Source organism: Pseudoxanthomonas daejeonensis (genome assembly GCF_022637495.1).
Classification (GTDB): Bacteria; Pseudomonadota; Gammaproteobacteria; order Xanthomonadales; family Xanthomonadaceae; genus Pseudoxanthomonas; species Pseudoxanthomonas daejeonensis.
In genome coordinates this window covers 871,501-892,948 of the sequence record NZ_CP093331.1, presented here as the reverse complement: position 1 = coordinate 892,948, position 21,448 = coordinate 871,501, and the positions used below count along the sequence as shown (strand labels likewise).

Sequence of the window (21,448 nt, the reverse complement as noted above, 5' to 3'; positions counted from 1 at the left end):
GGCGGCGACGACCGGTCGCGCGTTCAGCGGAACTGGAACGAGAACGCCACTGTGCCCGGCGCCGGTTCCTGCACCACAAAGGTGATCTGGGCACTTTGTCCTGGAGCCAGCAGCGTGGCCGGTGCCGCACCCAGGTAGTCCTGCGGCATGAACACGCGGCTGCCGAGGACGCGGCCATCGGCATCGGAGAGTGCGAGTTGCAACGGCGGCCACGCCTGCGACCAGCGTGCGTCGTTGCGGAACGTCGCGTCCACGCGCAACGCGCCGGATGCGTGCGTCGCCGGCCGCACCTTGCGGTCGAGCATGGTGAATGCCGTGGGCTCGTGCCAGGGCGGCAGCGCGCAGCCCAGCGTTCCGCACACCGCTTCCACCAGCGGGCGCCAGCGCGGGTCTTCGGCCAGCCGTGCACGGTCGGCAAGCAGGATCTGCAGCGCGAGCAACAGCCCCAGCAGGACGATAAGGGGCCAGCGCCAGTGCGCGCGCCGGCGTGGCGCACCGGGCGACGCGAACGTGACGGCGGGCGCCGGGCCTGGGACCACGGGGGTCGCTTCCACGGTCGCAGTATTCGCGGCACCGGTGGATTCGCTCGCCACGCCGCCTTCGGCAGGTGCTTCCGCGGCATTGTCCGCGCTTGCGGGGTCGTCGAGCGGCCTGCCGTCCGACAGCAGCGCGGCCGTGTCGATCGTTGCGGCGCTGCCATGCTCCGGTCCGGTGTCCGGTCCCGATTCGGCGGACGCGACCGGTTCGCCGTCGGCCTGCAGCGCACGCCCGCAGCGCGGGCAGTCCGCGGGCAACGGCCGCAGCTGCGGATGGTGGGCGACGAGGAACTGGCAGTGCGGGCAGGGAACGAACATGCGGCCTATTCAAACACGTTCAGGGATGTCGTCGATGGCGATCCTGGACGAAGCGGCACGCTCAGCGGCGCACGCCCTCGATCCGCAGCCAGTCCTCGTCGGTGGCGACCTGCAGGTCGTCGAACCAGGTGGCATAGCGCTGCAGCAGTTCCGGTTCCTGGCCGCGCAGGATGCCCGACAAGGCGATGCGTCCCCCCGGGGCCACGCGTGCGGCGAGGACTTCGGCCAGTGCATCCAGCGCGACGGCCAGGATGTTGGCCACCACCACCGGATAGGTCGCGGCCGGTTCGTCCTGCGGCAGGTACACCGCGAAGCGCTCGCCGACGTCGTTGCGCCGGGTGTTGTCCAGGCTGGCCAGCAGCGCCTGCGGGTCGTTGTCCACGCCTACCGCCTGCGCCGCGCCCAGCTTCAACGCGGCCAGGGCGAGGATGCCCGAGCCGCAACCGAAATCGAGCACGCGCGCGTCGCGCAGCAGCCCGTCGCCGGCCAGTCGGTCGAGCCAGCGCAGGCACAGCGCCGTGGTCGGGTGCGTGCCCGAGCCGAAGGCCAAGCCCGGATCCAGGCGCACCACTGCCGCGTCGGCCACATCGGCTTCCGCGGGCAGCTCATGGTCCCAGGGCACGATCCAGGTGCGTGCGCCGAATCGCATCGGCTGGAACTGGTCCAGCCAGGCCCGTTCCCAGTCCTGGTCCTCGACCTTGCGGAAGGAGGCGGTGCTCCAGTCCAGGTCGGGATCGAAGGATTCCAGCGCGGCCAGCAGCGCGAGCGCATCGGTGTCCGCGTCGAACAGCGCATTGAGCACCAGCGCCTTCCACACCGGCGTCTGGCCCACGCCCGGCTCCAGGATCGCGCGTTCGTTGGGTGTGTCGGCGTCGGCGTCGAGCAGGGTGACCGCGAGCGCGCCCACATCCTCCAGCGCGCGTTCGTAGCGGGGCTGTTCGGCCTCGGTGCTGCGCAGGCTCAGTTCAAGGTAGGGCATGTCGGCGACGTTGCGTGGGCGGGTGCCGATTGTCTCACGCGGGATGCCCTGCCCCGCGCATCGCGAAGCCGGCGGGGTGATGGCCCGCTCCGCGCGCGGCGGAGCGGGCGAGCCCGCGCGTCAGCCCAGCGCGATCGACTTGTTCTTGCGTTCGGCCAGGCGCTTTTCCAGGTAATGGATGTTCTGGCCGCCGGCCTGGAATCCCTGGTCGCGCATGATCCTTTGCTGCAGCGGGATGTTGGTCTTGATCCCGTCCACCACCATCTCGCTCAGCGCCACGCGCATGCGTGCGATCGCCGTTGCGCGGTCGGGCGCGTGCACGATGAGTTTTCCGACCATCGAGTCGTAGTTCGGCGGTACGCGGTAGCCCTCGTAGATATGGGTGTCCACGCGCACGCCCGGGCCGCCCGGGGCATGGAAATGCTGGATCAGGCCGGGGCTGGGGATGAAGGTCTCCGGGTCCTCGGCGTTGATCCGGCACTCGATGGCGTGCCCTTCCATGACCACGTCCTCCTGCCGGATCGACAGCTTCCGCCCGGAGGCGATGCGCAGCTGTTCGGCCACCAGGTCGATGCCGGTGACCATCTCGGTGACCGGATGCTCGACCTGGATGCGGGTGTTCATCTCGATGAAGTAGAAATGGCCGTCCTCGTACAGGAACTCGAAAGTGCCCGCGCCGCGGTAGCCGATGCGCAGGCACGCTTCCACGCAGACCTTGCCGATCTGCGCGCGCTGCTCGGGGGTGATGCCCGGCGCCGGCGCCTCTTCGACGACCTTCTGGTGGCGGCGCTGCATCGAGCAGTCGCGCTCGCCCAGGTGGATCGCGTTGCCCTGGCCATCGGCGAGCACCTGGATTTCCACGTGGCGCGGATTCTCCAGGAACTTCTCCATGTAGACCTCGCCGTTGCCGAACGCGGCCTTGGCTTCGGTCTTGGTGGTCTCGATCGCGGCTTTCAGCGCGGCTTCGGCGTGGACCACGCGCATGCCGCGGCCGCCGCCGCCGCCGGCAGCCTTGATGATCACCGGATAGCCGATCTCGCGGGCGATCTTGGTGTTGGCGACGATGTCCTCGCCCAGCGGGCCGCCGGAGCCGGGCACGCAGGGCACGCCGGCCGACTTCATCGCCCGGATCGCCTCGACCTTGTCGCCCATCAGGCGGATCGTGTCGGCCTTGGGGCCGATGAAGACGAAGCCGGACTGCTCGACGCGCTCGGCGAAGTCGGCGTTCTCGGACAGGAAGCCGTAGCCGGGGTGGATCGCCTGCGCGTCGGTGACCTCGGCCGCGGCAATGATCGAAGCCATGTTGAGGTAGCTGTCGGTCGAGGGCGCCGGGCCAATGCAGACCGACTCGTCGGCCATGGCCACGTGCTTGAGGTTGCGGTCCACGGTGGAGTGCACGGCGACGGTGCGGATGCCCATCGCGTGGCAGGCGCGCAGGATCCGCAGCGCGATCTCGCCGCGGTTGGCGATGACGACTTTGTCGAGCATGGGGTGCTCCTCAGCCGATCACGAACAGCGGCTGGTCGAACTCGATCGGCTGGCCGCTCTCGCACAGGATCGCGACCACGGTGCCGCCGACGTCGGCCTCGATCGGGTTGAACATCTTCATCGCTTCGATGATGCCGAGGGTCTCGCCGGCCTTGACCTGCTGGCCGACCGACACGAAGACCGGCTTGTCCGGGGCCGGGGCCGAGTAATAGGTGCCGACCATCGGCGCGCGGACCACGTGGCCCGGGGGCAGGTCGGCGCCAGGCTTGGCGGTGCCGCCGGTGGCCGATTCGGTCGGCGAGCTCATCGGCATCGGCGCGGCGGCAGCCACGGGCGAGCGCACTTCCAGCGCGGCGGCCGGGGCGGCCACGGCCACGCCGGTCGGGATGCGCGACAGGCGCACGCTCTCCTCGCCTTCCTTGATCTCGATTTCGGCGAGGTTGGATTCTTCGAGCAGGTCGATGAGTTTCTTGATCTTGCGCAGGTCCATGGTGGCCTCTGGGTGTTGCAGGAAGTTGGGAATCAGCCCGGCAGCCGCGCCAGCGCGGCGTCCAGGGCGTAGCGGTAGCTGTCGGCGCCGAAGCCGCAGACCACGCCCACCGCCTTGTCGCTGAAGTAGCTGTGCTGGCGGAAGGGTTCGCGGGCGTGCGGGTTGGACAGGTGGATCTCGATGAAGGGGATGGCCACCGCCGCCAGCGCATCGCGCAGGGCGACCGAGGTGTGGGTGAAGGCGGCCGGGTTGATCAGGATGAAAGCGGTGCCGTCCGTGCGGGCGGCCTGGACGCGATCGACCAGGGCATGCTCGGCATTGGACTGGAACGACTCCAGCGCATGCCCGGCCGCAGTGGCGCGGGTGGCCAGGTCGGCATCGATGTCGGCCAGCGTGGTGCGCCCGTAGACCTCCGGCTCGCGGGTGCCGAGCAGGTTGAGGTTGGGGCCGTGCAGGACCAGCAGTTGGGCCATCGGGGTTGCGGAACCGGAAAGGGCGGCAGTCTGCGCGAAGGCGCCATTACTGTCCAGTTCGACGAAGATCAGCGTGTTTCAAGCAAATGCTTGAATCCGCGGCGGCGTCTGGCGCAGCGCTTTGCGGGGGCGGATTTCAGTCGTGAAGCCTCGATGGAGCCCGAAAACGCGGCATCGCTACCGGGCCGACACCGTTGTTCCGGGGCGAGCTCGTGGCCTCGGGCGGCGTGGGTCCAGGTGCCGCCCTTGGCGCGTCCGGTCGCGGTTATGCCCGCTTCCGCAAGCGCAAGAACGGGTTCAGGGCTCAGTGCCTGGCCCAGCCCTCGATCTCGCCGTGCTCGAACGGACCCAGCTTCTGCTTCACCACGCGACCGCTCGCATCGACCAGCACGGTGTAGGGCAACAGGCCGCGGGTATTGCCGAGCCAGACGCTGGCATCGGCCGGACCCGGGGTCTCGAGCAGGATCGGGTAATCCACCGGGACGCGGGCCAGGAAGCCAGCGACACCTTCCGGCGTATCCAGGGCCAGGCCGACCACCTGCACGCCGGTCGGGCCCTGCGCACGGGCGTAGCGTTGCAGCTCGGGCATCTCCTCGACGCAGGGACCGCACCAGCTGGCCCAGACATTGACCAGCAGCGGGCGCCCGGGCGCGATGGCGGCCAGTTCGGCGATCTTCCCGTCCATTCCGGGAAGCCGGATGTCGGGGAGCGGGTCGCCGGGCCGGGCGGGCTGGACACCTGCGGGCGGCTTCGGGGCGGTGGCGTCGGCCATGGCCTGCAGCGCGCGCTGCCCGGCTTCGCTGTCCTGGAGCGGGCTGCGTCCATGCCACAGGCCCGCGAGCAGGCCGATCGCGCCGGCGCCTGCGGCGACCAGCAGCAGCCGTCGGGAGGGGCTCACCGTGCGGCCGCGCGCAGCAACGCGTCCTCGGCGATCGCCTGGGTCAGCACCGGCGGCAGCACCGCCGGCGGTGCGCCGGGACCATAGACCACGTAAAGCGGCACGCCGACCGCCTTGTGTTCCTCGAGGAAGGCGCTGATCGCCGGATCGGCATTGGTCCAGTCGCCGCGCATGTAGGTCGCGCCGGTGCGCGCGAGCAGGTCCCCGAAGGCCTGGCTGGACAGGACGCTGCGCTCGTTGGCCTTGCAGGTCACGCACCAGTCGGCGGTCATGTTGACGAACACGACGCGGTTGTCGGCGCGCAGGCGGTCCAGCGCTTCGGACGAGTAGGCGAGCACGCCGCTGTCGCTGGCCTTTGCCGCCGGCGGTTCCAGCCGGGTCACCGCCCATACCGGCAGCAGCGCGACCAGCGCCAGCCCCAGGGCGAGTGCGGCCGCCACCCGCGGTCCACGCCAGCGGCTGCGTTCGAACCACCACAGCGCCAGAGCCAGCACGGTGGCACCGGCCAGGACCAGGGCCACCGCATCCACCCCGCGCTGGCGACCCAGGATCCACAGCAGCCAGATCGCGGTCAGGTACATCGGGAAGGCGAGCAGCTGCTTGAGCGTCTCCATCCACGCGCCGGGCTTCGGCAGCCGCCGTGCCAGCGCGGGAACGAAGCCGATCAGCAGGAACGGCAGCGCCAGCCCCAGGCCCAGGGCCAGGAACACCAGCATCCCGGCCAGCGCCGGTGCGGCGAACGCATAGGCCAGCGCAGGGCCCATGAAGGGGGCGATGCACGGGCTGGCCACGACGCAGGCCAGCACGCCGGTGAGGAAGTCGCCGGCCGGCCCGCTGCGTGGCGCCGCCAGGCCGCCGCCGATGCCGCCGCCCAGGGTGAACACGCCCGACAGGCTCAGGCCGACCGCGAACATCAGGTAGGCCATCGCCGCCACGAACCAGGGCTGCTGCAGCTGGAAGCCCCAGCCGGCCGCCTGCCCGGCGGCACGCAGCGCCACCACCAGCGCGCCGACCGCGGCGAAGGCGACCAGCACCCCGGCGGTGTACCAGAGCGCATGCCGGCGCGCGTGCTCCGGGCTGCCGCCGCTCTGGGCCAGGCCGAGCGCCTTGAGCGAGAGGATCGGCAGCACGCAGGGCATCAGGTTCAGCAGCAGGCCGCCGAGCAGGGCCAGCAGCAGGATGCCGGCGAGCCGGGGCGGGGCGGTGGTCGGTGGCGCGCGCGTGCGCAGCTCGTTGCCGGCCGAGGCATCGGGGCGGGTCGCTTCGGTGGCCCCGTCCTCCGATGGGGTCGGGAGCGGTGCCGTCGCCGGGCCAGCATCCTCCGTGCTGGCAGGATCCGCGACCGCCACGCCTGCATCGTCCGCGCCGGGCGCTATGGCATCGGTATCCACGCGTCCCGCCGGCAGGTCCACCGGCAGGCGCCGGGTCATCGGCGGATAACAGATGCCGTCGGTCTGGCAGCCCTGGAAGGTCGCCACCAGGGTGACCTGGGCCGGTCGCGGATGGGTGCGCCGCACCGGCAGGTCCACCTCGACCGGTTCGAAGAAGACCATCACCTCGCCGAAGTGCTCGTCCCGGTGGCGCGCGCCCTGGGGCCAGCGTGGTGGCTGCGCGTGCAGGCCGGGATCGCCTTCCAGTTCGAAATGGCTGCGGTCGCGATAGATGTAATAGCCGGGCGCCGGCTGCATCCGCACCAGGATCCGGTTGCCGCCGTCGGCGATCGCATCGATGGCGAACGCCTGTGCCTCGGGCAATGCCTGCTGGCCCGGCAGCTGCAGGCCGCGCGCCGGGCCGCTCGCGCCGGTCAGGCCCGGCAAGCCTTTCTGCGAGGCTGGCGTGGGCAGGCCCGCCTGCGGGGCAGCGCCCCCGGCCGGCAGCGCCACCTGCAGGCGCCGTGTCTGTGGCGGATAGCAGATCCCGATGTCCGCGCAGCCCTGGTACTTGACCTCCAGCTGCACGGGACCGGGCCCCGTGGCATTGCCGGGCAGGGTGGCGACCAGTTCGCCGCGGTAGGTTTCCACCGGGCCGAAGAACTCGTCGGTGTGGCGCGCACCGTCGGGCAGCTGCAGGGCGCCTGCGGCGAAACCGGCGCCGGCCTTCACCGCGGTGCGGTGCCGGTACAGGTAGTAGCCGTCGGCGACCTTCCAGCGGACTTCGATGCGGTCGCGGGACGGTGCGCTTGCGGTGAGCACGAAGGCCTCGTCGACCGGTAGCAGGTCGTTCCCGTCGACCGCCAGGGCCGGCAGCGCGGCCAGCAGCACGGGCAGGGCCAGCAGCAGGCGCCGCAACGGAGCGGGGATCAGGCAACGGAGCAGGGCAGGCATCGGATGGGGTTCACTCACGAGTGGCGTCGGCCACCCAGTCGAGGTAGGCGGGCAGGCCGGCGGCGGCTTCGACCGCCACGATTTCGGGGAGTTCATACGGATGCAGCTCGCGCAGCCGTTCGACCAGCGCGGGCAACTGCTCGGCCGGTGTCTTGGCCAGCAACAGCACCTCGTCGGCCTGCTCGACCACGCCCTGCCAGCGATACACCGAGCGCATCGGCGGCAGCACGCTCACGCAGGCGGCCAGCCGCGCCTCGACCAGGGTGGTGGCCAGGCGCTGGGCGGTATCGGGGTCGGGGCAGCTGCAGAACACGAGGTGGACCGGCATGACGGGAAGTGTACCGGGCCGCTGGGCGATCCCAGACGCGCGCGCCTCGCGCATCGCCCCTTGAAAGGCCGGGGCCGGCGCCCCATCTGCTCCTGCATCCGGTCAAGACCGGGTCCTGTCCGCCCGCGGTGCTGGCAGTCGCTGTGTCCGAGTGCTAGTCTAGCCGCCCTTTTTCCAACCCAGTCAATCACTTGAGAGGGATTGAAACATGAGCAACATCAAGCCGCTGTACGACCGCGTCGTCATCAAGCGTACCGAGGAAGAGAAGGTGTCCGCCGGGGGCATCGTGATTCCGGACTCCGCCACCGAGAAGCCGATCAAGGGCCAGGTCGTCGCCGTGGGCGAGGGCAAGGTGTTCGACAACGGCAACGTGCGCGCGCCGAAGGTCAAGGTCGGCGACCAGGTGCTGTTCGGCAAGTACGCCGGCACCGAGGTCAAGCTCGACGGCACCGAGTACCTGGTGGTGAAGGAAGACGACATCTTCGCCGTGCTGGGCTGAGCGCCCGCCGCTTCCCGCCTTTCAAATCCGCATTCACAGAACTGAGGTAATTCGACAATGGCTGCCAAGGAAATCCGTTTCGGTGAAGACGCCCGCGCGCGCATGGTGCGCGGCGTCAACATCCTCGCCAACGCCGTCAAGGCGACCCTGGGCCCGAAGGGCCGCAACGTCGTGCTCGAGAAGAGCTACGGCGCCCCGACGATCACCAAGGACGGCGTGTCCGTCGCCAAGGAGATCGAGCTGGCCGACAAGTTCGAGAACATGGGCGCGCAGATGGTCAAGGAAGTCGCTTCCAAGACCTCCGACAACGCCGGCGACGGCACCACCACCGCCACCGTGCTGGCCCAGGCGCTGATCCGCGAAGGTTCCAAGGCGGTCGCCGCCGGCATGAACCCGATGGACCTCAAGCGCGGCATCGACAAGGCCGTCGTGGCCGCCGTGGCCGAGCTGAAGAAGATCAGCAAGCCCACCGCCGACGACAAGGCGATCGCCCAGGTCGGCACCATCTCGGCCAACTCCGACGAGTCGATCGGCAACATCATCGCCGACGCGATGAAGAAGGTCGGCAAGGAAGGCGTGATCACGGTCGAGGAAGGCTCGGGCCTGGAGAACGAGCTGGACGTGGTCGAGGGCATGCAGTTCGACCGCGGCTACCTGTCGCCGTACTTCATCAACAACCAGCAGTCGCAGAGCGCCGACCTGGATGACCCGTTCATCCTGTTGCACGACAAGAAGATCTCCAACGTGCGCGACCTGCTGCCCGTGCTCGAGGGCGTGGCCAAGGCCGGCAAGCCGCTGCTGATCGTGGCCGAGGAAGTCGAGGGCGAAGCCCTGGCGACCCTGGTGGTCAACACCATCCGCGGCATCGTCAAGGTCGTGGCGGTCAAGGCCCCGGGCTTCGGCGACCGTCGCAAGGCGATGCTGGAAGACATGGCCACCCTGACCGGCGGCACCGTGATTTCCGAGGAAGTGGGCCTGCAGCTGGAGAAGGCCACGATCAAGGATCTGGGCCGCGCCAAGAAGGTGCAGGTTTCCAAGGAGAACACCACCATCATCGACGGCGCCGGCGACACCGCGGCGATCGAGTCGCGCATCAAGCAGATCAAGGCGCAGATCGAAGAGACATCTTCGGACTACGACCGCGAGAAGCTGCAGGAGCGCGTGGCCAAGCTGGCCGGCGGCGTGGCGGTGATCAAGGTCGGTGCCTCGACCGAGATCGAGATGAAGGAAAAGAAGGCGCGCGTCGAAGACGCCCTGCACGCGACCCGTGCGGCCGTCGAGGAAGGCGTGGTCCCGGGCGGCGGCGTGGCCCTGGTCCGTGCGATCAGCGCGATCGGCGACCTGAAGGGTGCCAACGAAGACCAGACCCACGGCATCCAGATCGCCCTGCGCGCGATGGAAGCCCCGCTGCGCGAGATCGTCACCAACGCCGGCGAAGAGCCCTCCGTGATCCTCAACAAGGTCAAGGAAGGCACGGGCAACTTCGGCTACAACGCCGCCAACGGCGAGTTCGGCGACATGGTCGAGTTCGGCATCCTGGATCCGACCAAGGTCACCCGTTCGGCGCTGCAGAACGCCGCTTCGATCGCGGGCCTGATGATCACCACCGAAGCGATGGTGGCCGAGGCTCCGAAGAAGGACGAGCCGGCGATGCCGGGCGGCGGCGGCATGGGCGGCATGGGCGGCATGGATTTCTGATCCGCCCCACCGCTGGACCGTGACACGGAAAACCCCGCCGCGAGGCGGGGTTTTTCTTTGGCTCTTCCGCCGGGGGGCTGGCTGGTGACAGCCAGGGGCGGCGGCTCCGGTGCGTTGGCGGGAGGCGGGAGGCGGGAGGCAGGAAGCTGGAAGCTGGAAGCGACAAGCGACAAGCGACAAGCGACAAGCGACAAGCGACAAGCGACAAGCGACAAGCGACAAGCGAGAGGCGCCGGCTTCGGCGGGGGACGACGGCCTCGGCGAACGTTGTGGTCGTGGCTTCGATTGGGGAAAGCAGTGCCGGCCTAGCCCGACCGCCCCGCCGCCCGCCGCCATTGCAGCGGCTTTTCACCCCGTTCCCCGCCACGTCGGGCCGCAATGATCGCAGCGCTACTCCCAACGCCCCGAAGGACGGTGTTCTGTTGCAATGGGGGTCGAGCGGCACAGGGATGTGCCGCGGTCGCGAGCTGAGGCAAGGACGCCGACGTGAGCGACGATCCCCATTGCAACAGAACGCCGGCCCCCTCCGGAGCCAACCCATGCAATGCTTCGGCTTCGGCTTCGGCTTCGGCTTCGCTGCTGCCCTGCTCCTGCACGCTCCCCGCAATCCGGAAAGAACCTACTTTTGCCGCCGTCGCAGGCCGGGCCTGGCGGCCGCGCCGCAGCGGTCGAATGGCGGCTGGGCTGACCCGGTGCTTCCTAATCCGCCACCTCCGGCACCACGCAATGATCGCGCGTCCGCGGTTGCGGCCGACCGTCGGCGACGGGATTGCTGACCCGGCGGATGTAATGCTTGTCCAGGCAGTGGTACTCGACCGCCTGCAGGGCGGCGGCGCGTGGCACCAGGATGTGCTTCATCCAGCCGGCGGCCATGTCCACGACGGTGCTGGTCATGCCCAGGCCGAGCATGCCCTTGACCGCATTCACCATCTCGCCGAAGCCCGGAGCGCCGGTGTCCACCACCTTGGCCACCACGGTGTGGTGGGCCAGGGCGACTTCGCCGCGGTTGGCCCGTTCGGGCTCCACCATCGCCTTGAGGCGGGCTTCGGCATGGGCGGGCGAGGCGCGCTTGAGCTGCATCTCGCGCTGCACCGAGTTGCGCTTGACGAAGTCGTTGTCCGGGTCGCCCATGGGGATGTTCATGTGCGCGGGGAACAGCGGGCGGATTTCCCATTGCACGCGCCAGTTCTCGGCGGCGTCGGCGATCTCGCGCAAGCTTTGCAGGGCCGGCAGTTCCAGTGCGCCGAAGCACTGGTTGATGATCTCGCCGGTGCGTGTTTCCTGATCCTGCAGCGCGCGTTCGTAGTCCTCCAGGTCCTTGGGATCCACGCCGGCACTGGCGGTGAACCAGGCATGGCGGCTGCCGTGTCCGTCGCCACCGCCCGACGGCGGCTTGTGCACCGTGCCCTGCTCCGCATGCACCTTGGCCTCGGTGTTGGCGAACTGGATCACGACCCGCAGGATCTTGGATGCGCTGCCGATGCCGGACAGCGCCGCATCGGAAATTCCGAAAAGTTTGCCGAGCGCCCCGAGTGCGGAGTTGCCGGATTCGTTGACGGCCCAGTCGGTCGCGCTGGCCTCGCCGGGCGAATCGCCGCCGAGGATCTTCTTGATGTCGGCGCACTGGGACAGCCCGTCGTAGGCATGTGCGGGAGGCAGCAATGCGTCGGCGATGCCGGTCGCGAATCGTGACGGCCATGTCGTCGTAAGGCCAGCCATAGACGTGGGCGGCTGCCCGCGCTGGAACGCGGCCAGGAACATCTGCATCTCCAGCAGCGTCATCCGGTAGTCGTCCGCACGCGGGGCGCCGCGCAGGTCTACCGGCTGGCCGGTGCCGCGCGAGGGGCGCATGTACTCGGAGCCGAGGAGGTCGAATGGTGCCTGCTGCAGGCGCGCCATCTCGGCCAGGAACAAGGGGGTGAAGCTTTGCGGATCGTCCGGGTGCCCCGCCGCCTCGCGCACCCAGGTGTCCAGCAACTGCAGGAGGGCGTCGCCCGATTCGTAGTTGGGGCCGACATTGCGTTCGGCCCAAGCCTCTCGGTTTCCGTCCTCTTCGATCCTGGTGGCGCGTTGCCGCGCTTCGCGGTTGGCCTGTTTCGCGGCATCGCGGGCGGAGAGCAAGGGCGTGAGCGCGTCCCGCCTGCGCTGTCTGGCGGCTTCCAGGCGTGGCTGCAGTTGCTTGCGCTCCGCCAGCGGAACGGCCCTGATGGCGTCTTCGACGACCTTGAGCTCCGCGCGTGCCTCGTCGAAACGGACCTCGAGCGAAGCGATCCGCTGCTGCCACTCCTGCTCAAGTGCCCCGGCTTCGGTGGTCGCGGCGGCAGCGATGGCGTCGAATCGTGCTTCGCGCTCGTCCTCGATCGCACGCACTTCCTCCTTGCCCAGCCAGGACGGAGCATCGCTACTGGACGACCCGCCCAGGTCCCATGCGAACGTGTCGAGGAAATGCGCGAACTCCGAGGCATGCAGGCGGAAGGCGGTTTCGCGGTTGCGTGCTTCCAGCGCGAGGTTGCGCGCCTCCAGCGCAGTGATCGCGTAAGGCGTGGGAGGTCCGATGGCCTTGACCACGATCCGTTCGCCGTCGGTCGTGGCCATGCCGCCGCGCGCCAGCACCTCCCGGGTGACGCGGGTGGCCGTGGCGAGGTCCTTCGCCTCGACCAGCTGGCGGGCGAGATCGGTCCAGGGTCCGCGCGGCAACGGGGTCAGGCCGTTCGCGTCCACGATCGTGTGCACCGGGGCGGACGACGTCGAGGCGTTGACGTCGTCGCCCGCGATCGTCTCGTCCGTGGCTGGCATGTCGCCGGGCGTGCGCAACAGCAGGACCGCGATCGCGATCACGGCCATGCCAGCCGCGCCGGCGGCCAGGACCCGCCGATGCGGCAGCCACAGGTAGAACCGCCGCAGCGCGGGAGCCAGGGTCCCCCGCAGCCATCGCCAGCTGCCGGGAATCGCCCGCAGGAAAATGAACCGGCCGAGCACGACCAGTAGCGCGTACAGCCACCGGGCCAGGAGCCACAGTCCCTTGCCGAGCGTCTTCGCGATCCGTTCGAGCATGTGTTTCCAGCCCATTGCCATGCCGCGGTTCCAGTGGATGAATGGTGAGGGACGGTTGCAGCCGACGACTCAGCGGGCTTCGTAGTGGAGCTTGGCGTCGAGTCCCGAGGCCTCGCCATCCGGCTCGAAGCGCAGGCGGAAGCCGTTGCGGCGGTCCAGGCGCAGCGTGGTGTCGATGCTGCCGGGCCGTCCGGGACCGACCACGAACTCCGCCGCCGTGCCGGTGCTGCCATGGAGCGATACCCGTACGGTCCCCTGCTGCACGCTGAAGTGTCCCTGGACCAGTGCCAGGCGCCGCCTGCTGTCGACCGGCAGGTTGGCGAAGACAGTCCGGTCGAACCGGGCGATGGCGAGCGTGCAGTCGCGGCTGGTTTCGGTGCCGAAGGTCATGCCCGAGCAGTCCTTGCGCAGCGCGTGAGGCGGGGCCTCGCAGGCCGGAATGGCGACGGCGAGGCCGGCGGCACCGAACAGCGCAAGCCAGCCGCGCGTGGCCGCGGCCCGCGCGGGGACACCGGTCACCGCGAGGTGACCTTCAGCTGTTCGACCTTGCCGGAAGCCGGGACGTCGCAGCTGTCCTGGCCGGAGAACCCGGCCACCGGCATGTTCGCGGTGGCCTCGCCCGCGCCGGCAGCCATCGCGTGGCAGGTGGAACCGTTCATCACGCCGCCGTTCTGGCAGGTGATCGCCAGGCTCCAGCAGGCCTCGAAGGCGCCGTCGCCGCCGGTGCGCCTGACCTGGCAGTCGACGCCGTGGGGGCCGGGCGTGCCGCAGTCAACGCGGGCGGCATCGCGCCCGGCGGCGCCGGTGCATGCGACCAGCGACAGGCTCGCGATGGCCAGGCTTGCGATGGCCAGTGCGGTCCGGATCATGGTGTTGTTTGCCATCGGTGTCGTGCTCCGGTTGGTGTGGCGGTTCGGCGTCAGTGGCCAATGACGATGGAAGCGGAGTTCCGGGTCCCGCCGGCGGAATCGGGCCGGAAATCCAGCTGGAACTGCGTCGCGAACGGGCCGCGTGCGTGCCAGTCCTGGATCCGGAGCGGGCGGGTCGCCTGGCCGTCGCGCAGTTGCGCCGTGACCAGGTAGCGGCCGATCGGCACGTCCTCGACCTGGTGGCGGTCGACCCAGTAGTGGTCGCCCCGCCGCAGCCGCAGCGTCTTCCCTTCGGAGCCGTCGATCAGCGGGCCGCTGGGTACCAGGGTCAGTTCGACGTCGTCCAGGTCGCCGTCGAAGCCGATGTCGGTACTGAGCTGGATGAAGCCGCCGTAGTAGCCGTAGTGGTTGGCCGGCGTACGCCCCTCCAGTTTCCAGGAGAAGTTGCGCACCGCGCCTGTCTCATCGAACGAATCGACCTGGTCCGGATGCAGTTCCAGGGTGTAGGTCTTGCCGTTGTATTCGCGCTGCAGCGAGGCATGTGCGGTCCAGGCGCCGGGTTGCACCCTGATCCGGTAGCGGCCGTCCTCGCCCGACGAGCCGCGGATGTAGGACGCGTAGAGCACGCTGTTGTCCAGCAGGATCTTCGCGCCAGCGACGGGTGCGCCCCGCGCGTCGACGACCTTGCCGGTGGCATGGCCGGATTCGACCCTGGGCGCGCCGCTGCCGGTGCCGGTTTCACAGGCCGGCAGCCCCAGCGACAACAGGGCTGCCAGGAGGAGGGGGGCCTTCATGTCCATGGTTCGCGATGTCCGGGCCGGCATCAGCGACGGATCAGGCCGCGCAACAGGCTCTTGGCCGCGTCCTTCACCTCTTCCTTGACCTCGTTCCCGGCCTTGTCCCTGGCCGCCGGCTTGGCCGCGTCGCGCGCGGCGTCGGCGCCGATCGCGCCCAGGCCGGGCATCAGCATCGCGGTGGACTTGGTGCGCACGCGCACGTTCCAGGCCGGCTTCCATTCGCGCGCGGCGCCATCCGGACGGGGTTCGGCGATCGAGCGCTCGCTGCCGTAGGCGATCATCTGCAGCATCGGGCCGTTGCCACCGGCGTTGGCGAACACTGCGTCGGGAATGCGGCATTCGCGCGTGTCGGGTTTCATCAGGGTGCGCTTGCCTGTCCACTGCGTCACCAGCGAGTCCGGCAGGTAGTCGACCAGCTCCGGCCCGGCATAGCCGTCCTCCGAGCTGCTCCACATGACGATGGTGTCACCGTCGCTGGCCAAGGCATGGGCGAAATAGGCGCGTGCGCCATCCACACCATCCCAGCGCAGCAGCGTGCCCTGTCCGGCTCCGCCTTCACTGCGGACTTTCAGTTCCGGCAGGAAGTCGTGGCCGCTGTCCAGTACGAAGCGCATCGATTCAGGCAAGGCGTCACCGGCAAGCTGGTGCGCGCCGACCAGCGAAGCCTTGGGTCCCACTGCCTTGCGCGTGGAGGTGTTGGGCCACAGCACGTAGGGCGGAGCGGCCTTGGGGCCATGCGCGGGAATGGTGCGCGGCTGCATCGCGCGGCCACCGGTCACCGGTCTGCCGTTGCGCACGGTCACCGTGAACTCGGCGGGCTGGCCGGAACGCACCTGGTCGCCGCAGCCCCAGTAGTAGCGGACCCGGAAGCTGCCATCCTGCTGCGTCGCGTTGCCCATGGCGGGAGTGGCATCGGGCGTGGAGCCGCTGGTCGCCGGTGCCAGCAGGCGAATCGATGGGCCCACGCCGAGCCCGCCGGGTACCGCCTGGTCGGCCGGCGTCCCCGGCTGGCGGCGGTTGTGCAGGGCCACGTCCAGGTATTTCCCCGGCATGCCCGGATGGCGCGCCTGGCCGTAGCTGGCGGTTTCGCCTCCCATGGCACCGGCCAGCCGGCCGATCGCGCCCATGCCCGGCATCCCGGGCATGGCATGGGTGGCGACGTCGATGTACAGCTCGGCCTGCGTCGCCTGCGCATGCGCGGGCAGGCAGGCGGACAGGGCGAGGACCAAGGCCGAGGCGGCGGGGATGACGGAGACATGCATGATCGTGCCCTTGCAGGAAAGACGGGCCGGACGGCGGCCTGGCCGGACCCGGTGCGCGCCCGGACATGCCATCCACGAGAAAGGGTGAAGCCAACTGACAGGACGATGCTGATCGGCGCGTTTCCGGAGGGCGCGGACCCGCCCGCCCGTTCCCTGCGAACCGGTTGCAGGAATGCCGCGGCGACCGTAGCGCGCCTCCGGAGCGGCGCCGGATCAGCGCGGGGTGTGGCGCAGCGTGGCGGTACCGACGTCTTCGACCGAGGACATGGCGTTGAGCCCGTTCATGTTCGACCACTCGGCGGTGGCGATGATTTCGCCCTTTCCGTGGATTTTCCAGTCGCGTATGAAGCCGTCGCCATGGTTGAGCAGGTAGGCGGCCGGTGCGCCGGCGAGTTCGGCCGCCGCGGGTGCGGCGACGCCACCGCAGGACATGCCGGAGATCGTGACCATCGGCGACGGCAGGCCGAGTTCGACTTCGATGGACTCGATCTTGCCCAGCTTGTCGTCGGGGGCATCCACGACCCATGACATCGAGAGGAAATGGCCGGTATCGGTCCAGGTCGATGTGGTCCCGGGGACGCAGCCGGGGGCCTTCTGGCGGTATACCTGCTTGAGCGACTGCATCGGCCCGCTGGAGGGTTCGTATCCGTCGAGATAGAGCCCGCCGCCGAAGCTGGAGGCGATTTCCGTGGACAGTTCGGTGCTTTCGGCAAACGACAGGTAGCTCTGGTTGAGGGCGCGCGTGTCGAGCTCGAACCTCGTATGGACCTTGAAGTCCAGTTCGAAGCGCATGCAGCTCTCCACCTGCCTTTTCATGTGCTCGACAAGGGGGGCGTTGCTGATGTCGAGCATTTCCAGCGTCCGGGTGACTCCCAGGTAGTTCGGGTAGAGCCGATGGACGACGTGCTCGTTGACGCACATCTCGTATTCCTCGTCCATGCACTTTCTCATCACGTCCTGCAGGAGGTCGGAAATGTCGCTCATCGAGCCGGCATCCTCGTCGCCGAGTAGTGCGCGCTGTCGCTGGTAGCCGAGCACGGTGAAGATGGCCGAACGTCCGGCGGCGCAGCTCTGCCCGGCCGCCGCGAGGCGCGGTTCGATCACTTCACGCTCGAATTGCTCGAAGTACGGGTCGAGCAGGTAGGAGTAACCCCGGAAGGGCTCGCCGCGCAGCTCGGCCTGGTGAGCCTGCTGCAGGGCCGCCCGCATCTCGCTGCCGATCCGCTCCTCCGCCGAACCACCGATCCGCTTGCGTGCTTCTTCCACGTCGCCCAGGAACCCCCGGGCCGCGCCGTAGCCGCTGAAGTGCGGCACCACGATCGCGATGCCCCCGGCGTCGAGCACCGGTTCGGCGAACACCAGCCGGTCGTCGGAGTAGCCGTACAGGATCCGCTCGCCGGCGGGAATAGGTTTGGCCGGCGCGATGGTGAGCGTAGCCGGCACGTCGAAGACGAGCCCGGACGGTTGCAGGTCCACGGTGACGTCGGTGCCGTCGCCGAACGGGAGGCCGCCCAGCTTCGCCACCGGGGTCATGGTGATGCGGCTGGCCTGGCGCAGCGAGTCGGCGGGAATGGCGAGGGTGAAGACCGTGCCGTCGGCGGCGGTGGCGGCGATGGTCCCGCCAGCCAGGCCGACGACCTGGGTGACGGCGCGATCGGCGTCCAGCGTCGGGGTGACCTTGAGCGGGTCGTCGAAGCTGCCCAGGTCGACCGGGGCGGCACCGCCGCCGGCGCCGCCGGGCGTGCATGCGGCCAGCAGGCCCGCCGCGACGAGGGCGGTCACGGCGAGGGCCGCGGCGCTGTGGATGAGGTGTTTCATGCGGGCTCCGATGGTGTGCCTACCCGCAGGGGCGGGGTGGGCACACCATCCACGCGAACCAGGGCAGGCAACTGACAGGGGCCTGCGACGGACACGCCGGGGGCCGGACCGGCCGTGCGCGATCACCGGCTCGCTCGGCCAGGGCGAATGCGCGCGAACCAGGACGATGGCGTGGGAGTTGCAACCCGGGCGGGTTACGGCAGCGCGCTTTACGGAAGCGCGAGGCAGCTGTCCTCGGCCGGCCGGGCCAGGCACTGCGCCAGTACCGGGAGGGTGGCGTGGCTGCCCAGGCCCGAGGCCAGCGCCGCCACGGCATCGCCGCCCTCCATGCGTTGCGTGAGCAGGGCCGACAGCATCCACGAACGCATCCACTCGCGTTGTCCATCCACGGGTGGTTGCCGGTCGCGCAGTTCCCGCAGCAGCACCGAGGCGGCAGCCGTCTGGCCGGTGACCAGCAGCCATTCCGCGCGTGCCTGCAGGTAGGCAACCGGCGCCTGTTCCACGTCCGCGGGGGCGCAGCCCGAGAGGGTCCGCCCGGCTGCGGCGGCATCGCCCCGGCGCAACAGCACCGAAGCGCGCAGGCCGCAGGCCTTCACCGCATCCACGTGCCGCGTGCGCCGGTGGCGGGTCAGCAACTCGTCGCTGCGTGCCAGTGCCTGCAACGCCTCGGCCGCGTGCGCGCCGGCCGCTGCGGCATAGGCCAGGCCGGAAGAGCAGCGTTCGCCCGGCAGGCTGTCATCGTCCAGTTCGCGCAGCATCGCCACGCTTTGCCGGAACACGGGCAGCGATTCTTCATGGCGCCCACCTTGTTGCAGCACCAGGCCGAGGTTGCAGCGGGTCATCGCCCGCAGTATCAGCGGACGCTGCAGGCTGCGGTCGGCCACTTCGATCGACTCGCGGGCCAGCGCTTCGGCCTGGTCCAGCAGGCCCAGGCCGCGGTAGGTGTGGGTCACATCGCTCAGGGTGAAGGCCAGGCCGCCGTCGTCGGGACCGTAGACCTTGCGCGCGATGCGCAGCCGCTCCTCCTGCACGGGCAGGCGCAGGCGCGGGTCCTGGCCGGGGCCGGCAAGCGCGATGGACAGGCCGTTCAGCGCGTTGAGATGGCGGATCGAATCCTTCAGCCCGCTGGCGGCGATCTCGTCCACCAGCGCGCGGAACATCCGCTCGGCCCCCTGCCGGTCGCTTTGCAGCAGCGCCTCGGCGAGCGAGATCCGCGCGCGCAGGCTCTCGTTCGGCGGCGCGTCCCAGCGTTGGTTGAACGCCACCGCCTGCCGGTAATGCGAAGCCATCGCCGCGGCATCGCCTTCGCGCCTGGCGTGGCGCCCGAGTTCCCAGTGCACGCGCGCCAGTTCACCGGCCGAACCGTCCGCGTGCGGTGCAAGCAGCTGCAGTGCCTGCTCGAGGTCCTCGCGCGAGCGGACGTAATCGTCCAGGTTGTAGCGCACGCTGCCGGTGAGTAGCAGGAGGTCGGCCGCGACCTGCGGGTCCTTGGCCAGGTACTCGCCGCGCGCGCCGGCGGCGGTGGCCGCCATCACCTCGTCGACGCGGGCCGCGCCGCCATCGCCGCCGCGCGTGCTCACGAACATGTTGCCGAGGAAGTCGCGCACGGCTTCGGCGCGGTGCGCGCGCTGGCGCGCGTTCTCCGCTTCGCGGCGGGCGAGGACGGCCTGTTCCAGCGCCTCGGCCGCATGCTCCCGGGCGATGTCGGCCTGCCACAAGGTGGCGCCGACGCCGCCGGCGACCGCCAGCACCAGCACCCCGGCGGCGGCAACCGCGGCCTTGTGCCGGCCGACGAACTTGCGCAGGCGGTAGGCCGGCTTCGGCGGCTGGGCCAGCACAGGCAGGCCGTCGAGCCAGCGGCGCAGGTCGTCGGCCAGCGCCTCCGCGGTGGCATAGCGCTCGTCGGGCTGTTCGGCCAGGGCCTTGAGCAGGACCCGGTCCAGGTCGTTCTTCAGCGGCACGTAATGGTGGTGGTAGGCATCGCCGGCGGCCCGCACCAGCAGCGAGGGGCGGGTGGTGTCCGCGCCTTGCGTGATGGCCTGCGGCGTGCGCCCGGTCAGCAAACGGTGCAGCAGCGCGCCGAGGCCGTAGATGTCGACCGCGGTGCTGGGCGGATCGCCGCGCAGCTGTTCGGGCGCGGCGTAGCCCGGAGTCAGCGCACGCCACAGGGTGAGCGTGCGCTCGCCACCGGCGTCCACGTACTGGCCGATGCCGAAGTCGAGCAGGCGCGCATGGCCCTCGCCGTCGACCAGCACGTTGGACGGCTTGAGGTCGCGGTGGACCACCAGGTGGCGGTGCGCGCAGGCCACCGCTTCGCAGACCTGCAGGTACAGGTGCACCACCGCATGCGCGTCGGCGCACCGGACCCGGCACCACTCGTCGATGCGCTCGCCCTGGACCAGCGCCATCGCCAGCCAGCAGGTGCCGTCGGCGGTGGTGCCCGAGTCGACCAGCGGGGTGATCCCGGGATGGTCGAGGCGGGCGAGGATCGCCGCTTCGCGGTGGAAGCGTTCGCGGCCGTTGGCGCCGATCGCGCCCAGGGTCAGGATCTTGATCGCCGCGTGCTGGCGGGCCATGCCGCGTTCGCGCTGCGCGCGGTAGACCACCGCCATCCCGCCGCGGCCGAGTTCGTCCTCCAGGGTCCAGTCGCCGAGCTGGCAGCCGGACAGACCGTGGCCGAGCGGATCCAGTGAGACGTCCGGCCGCAGGTGCGCCGCGACCAGGCGCTCGAGCCGGTTCCGCACCGGCGCCTCGGGCGACTGCGCCGCGAGCCAGGCCTCGCGTTCGCCGGCAGGCAGGTCGAGCCACTGGTCGAACAATGCGTCGGCCGTGCGCCAGTAGGCCAGTGTTTCAGCGTCCATCGCCATCCCCGCCATCATTCCCGTCATCGCCATCGTCATCGCCTGGCCGTTCCTCGAACAGGGCCTGCAGGAAGGCCCGGGCCCGCTCCCACTCGCGGTAGACGGTGCGGTCCGAGCACTCCAGCAGGCGCGCGATCTCGCCAAACTCCATGCCGGCGAAGTAGCGCATCTCGACGATCCGGCGCCGCTGCGGGCTGATCGCCTCGAGCGCCTCCAGACCCTGGTCCAGCAGCAGCACGTTGGTGATCGCCGGCTGCACCCCGGCCAGCTCCTCGTCCAGCGCGACCATCACCTGGCCGCCGCCGCGCTTGTCGGTGGCCCGCTGGCGCGCGTGCTCGACCAGGATCCAGCGCATCGCCCGCGCCGATGCGGCGAAGAAATGGTCGCGGTCGGCCACCGCCAGCGGCGCACCCTGGGTGATGCGCAGGAACAGCTCGTGCACCAGCACGGTGGGCGTGAAGGTCGCCTCGCCGCCACGCATGCGCGAATGCGCCAGTCGCTTCAGCTCGGGGTACAACGCCTCGAACACTGCGCCAAGCTGCGCCGGTTCGCCTGCGCGGGCGAGCGCCAGCAACCGCGTGATGTCGGTATCGGACAAGTCCAGCCCCAGCCTCGAAGACCCCGCCGGGACGCTACAGCGCTGGCCCGGCGGGCACAAGCAGGCGCTGCCGGCCCCGGCAGCCAAGAACGACCGCGTTGGCGCCTGTGTTGCCCCTGAAACGGTTGCGCCACCCGGAACCGGCTGTTATCAATGGC

Annotated in this window: 18 protein-coding genes; 2 read left to right on the top strand and 16 right to left on the bottom strand. The window is 70.0% G+C overall.

Features of this window, described 5'->3' with window-relative positions; all coding sequences use genetic code 11:
• Positions 1-23: 23 nt before the first annotated feature.
• The 8 genes from MNQ95_RS04100 to cutA form a co-directional block, all read right to left on the bottom strand.
• Positions 24-854, bottom strand: coding sequence for a DUF3426 domain-containing protein (locus MNQ95_RS04100; protein ID WP_241953898.1), 831 nt, complete (start codon positions 852-854; stop codon positions 24-26).
• Positions 855-915: 61 nt separating this feature from the next.
• Positions 916-1,833 (bottom strand): 50S ribosomal protein L11 methyltransferase, encoded by a 918-nt coding sequence (gene prmA, locus MNQ95_RS04095; protein ID WP_162409820.1) that lies wholly within the window; start codon positions 1,831-1,833, stop codon positions 916-918.
• A 120-nt stretch (positions 1,834-1,953) separates the two neighbouring features.
• Positions 1,954-3,321 carry an acetyl-CoA carboxylase biotin carboxylase subunit gene (gene accC, locus MNQ95_RS04090; protein WP_162409818.1) on the bottom strand — a complete coding sequence of 456 codons (1,368 nt, stop codon included), beginning with the start codon at positions 3,319-3,321 and terminating at the stop codon, positions 1,954-1,956.
• Positions 3,322-3,331: 10 nt separating this feature from the next.
• On the bottom strand, positions 3,332-3,811 hold the full coding sequence (accB, locus tag MNQ95_RS04085) for an acetyl-CoA carboxylase biotin carboxyl carrier protein (protein ID WP_162409816.1): 480 nt from the start codon (positions 3,809-3,811) through the stop codon (positions 3,332-3,334).
• A 32-nt stretch (positions 3,812-3,843) separates the two neighbouring features.
• On the bottom strand, positions 3,844-4,284 hold the full coding sequence (aroQ, locus tag MNQ95_RS04080; protein WP_241953897.1) for a type II 3-dehydroquinate dehydratase: 441 nt from the start codon (positions 4,282-4,284) through the stop codon (positions 3,844-3,846).
• Positions 4,285-4,588: 304 nt separating this feature from the next.
• Positions 4,589-5,182, bottom strand: a complete 594-nt coding sequence (locus MNQ95_RS04075; protein WP_241953896.1) for a TlpA family protein disulfide reductase — start codon at positions 5,180-5,182, stop codon at positions 4,589-4,591.
• The gene (locus tag MNQ95_RS04070) at positions 5,179-7,506 is read right to left on the bottom strand and encodes a protein-disulfide reductase DsbD family protein (RefSeq protein WP_241953895.1); all 2,328 of its coding nucleotides are present in this window, start codon (positions 7,504-7,506) and stop codon (positions 5,179-5,181) included. The genes MNQ95_RS04075 and MNQ95_RS04070 overlap by 4 nt, the downstream gene beginning before the upstream one ends.
• A 10-nt stretch (positions 7,507-7,516) precedes the next feature.
• A complete protein-coding gene (gene cutA, locus MNQ95_RS04065; RefSeq protein WP_162409810.1) occupies positions 7,517-7,834 on the bottom strand; it encodes a divalent-cation tolerance protein CutA in 318 nt (105 codons plus the stop codon).
• Between the two features lie 208 nt (positions 7,835-8,042).
• Between cutA and groES the strand changes: the two genes are divergently transcribed.
• The gene (gene groES / locus MNQ95_RS04060) at positions 8,043-8,333 is read left to right on the top strand and encodes a co-chaperone GroES (protein ID WP_052631102.1); all 291 of its coding nucleotides are present in this window, start codon (positions 8,043-8,045) and stop codon (positions 8,331-8,333) included.
• 57 nt (positions 8,334-8,390) lie between these two features.
• Entirely contained in the window at positions 8,391-10,031 is a 1,641-nt protein-coding gene (gene groL / locus MNQ95_RS04055) for a chaperonin GroEL (protein ID WP_162409808.1), read from the top strand.
• A 699-nt stretch (positions 10,032-10,730) separates the two neighbouring features.
• On the opposite strand, the gene MNQ95_RS04050 is transcribed toward groL, so the two are convergent.
• From MNQ95_RS04050 to MNQ95_RS04015, 8 genes are all read right to left on the bottom strand, one after another.
• Positions 10,731-13,085 carry a coiled-coil domain-containing protein gene (locus MNQ95_RS04050; RefSeq protein WP_241953894.1) on the bottom strand — a complete coding sequence of 785 codons (2,355 nt, stop codon included), beginning with the start codon at positions 13,083-13,085 and terminating at the stop codon, positions 10,731-10,733.
• Between the two features lie 69 nt (positions 13,086-13,154).
• Positions 13,155-13,604, bottom strand: coding sequence for a hypothetical protein (locus MNQ95_RS04045; RefSeq protein WP_241953893.1), 450 nt, complete (start codon positions 13,602-13,604; stop codon positions 13,155-13,157).
• Positions 13,601-13,969 (bottom strand): hypothetical protein, encoded by a 369-nt coding sequence (locus MNQ95_RS04040; protein ID WP_241953892.1) that lies wholly within the window; start codon positions 13,967-13,969, stop codon positions 13,601-13,603. Before MNQ95_RS04040 ends, MNQ95_RS04045 begins: the two co-directional genes overlap by 4 nt.
• A 35-nt stretch (positions 13,970-14,004) precedes the next feature.
• The gene (locus MNQ95_RS04035) at positions 14,005-14,748 is read right to left on the bottom strand and encodes a carboxypeptidase-like regulatory domain-containing protein (RefSeq protein WP_241953891.1); all 744 of its coding nucleotides are present in this window, start codon (positions 14,746-14,748) and stop codon (positions 14,005-14,007) included.
• Positions 14,749-14,777: 29 nt separating this feature from the next.
• Positions 14,778-16,013, bottom strand: coding sequence for a hypothetical protein (locus MNQ95_RS04030; RefSeq protein WP_241953890.1), 1,236 nt, complete (start codon positions 16,011-16,013; stop codon positions 14,778-14,780).
• 213 nt (positions 16,014-16,226) lie between these two features.
• Entirely contained in the window at positions 16,227-17,831 is a 1,605-nt protein-coding gene (locus MNQ95_RS04025) for a hypothetical protein (RefSeq protein ID WP_241953889.1), read from the bottom strand.
• Positions 17,832-18,040: 209 nt separating this feature from the next.
• Positions 18,041-20,692: a serine/threonine-protein kinase gene (locus MNQ95_RS04020; RefSeq protein ID WP_241953888.1), complete on the bottom strand. Its 2,652-nt coding sequence runs from the start codon at positions 20,690-20,692 to the stop codon at positions 18,041-18,043.
• Positions 20,682-21,290, bottom strand: coding sequence for an ECF-type sigma factor (locus MNQ95_RS04015; protein ID WP_241953887.1), 609 nt, complete (start codon positions 21,288-21,290; stop codon positions 20,682-20,684). The genes MNQ95_RS04020 and MNQ95_RS04015 overlap by 11 nt, the downstream gene beginning before the upstream one ends.
• Positions 21,291-21,448: the final 158 nt, after the last annotated feature.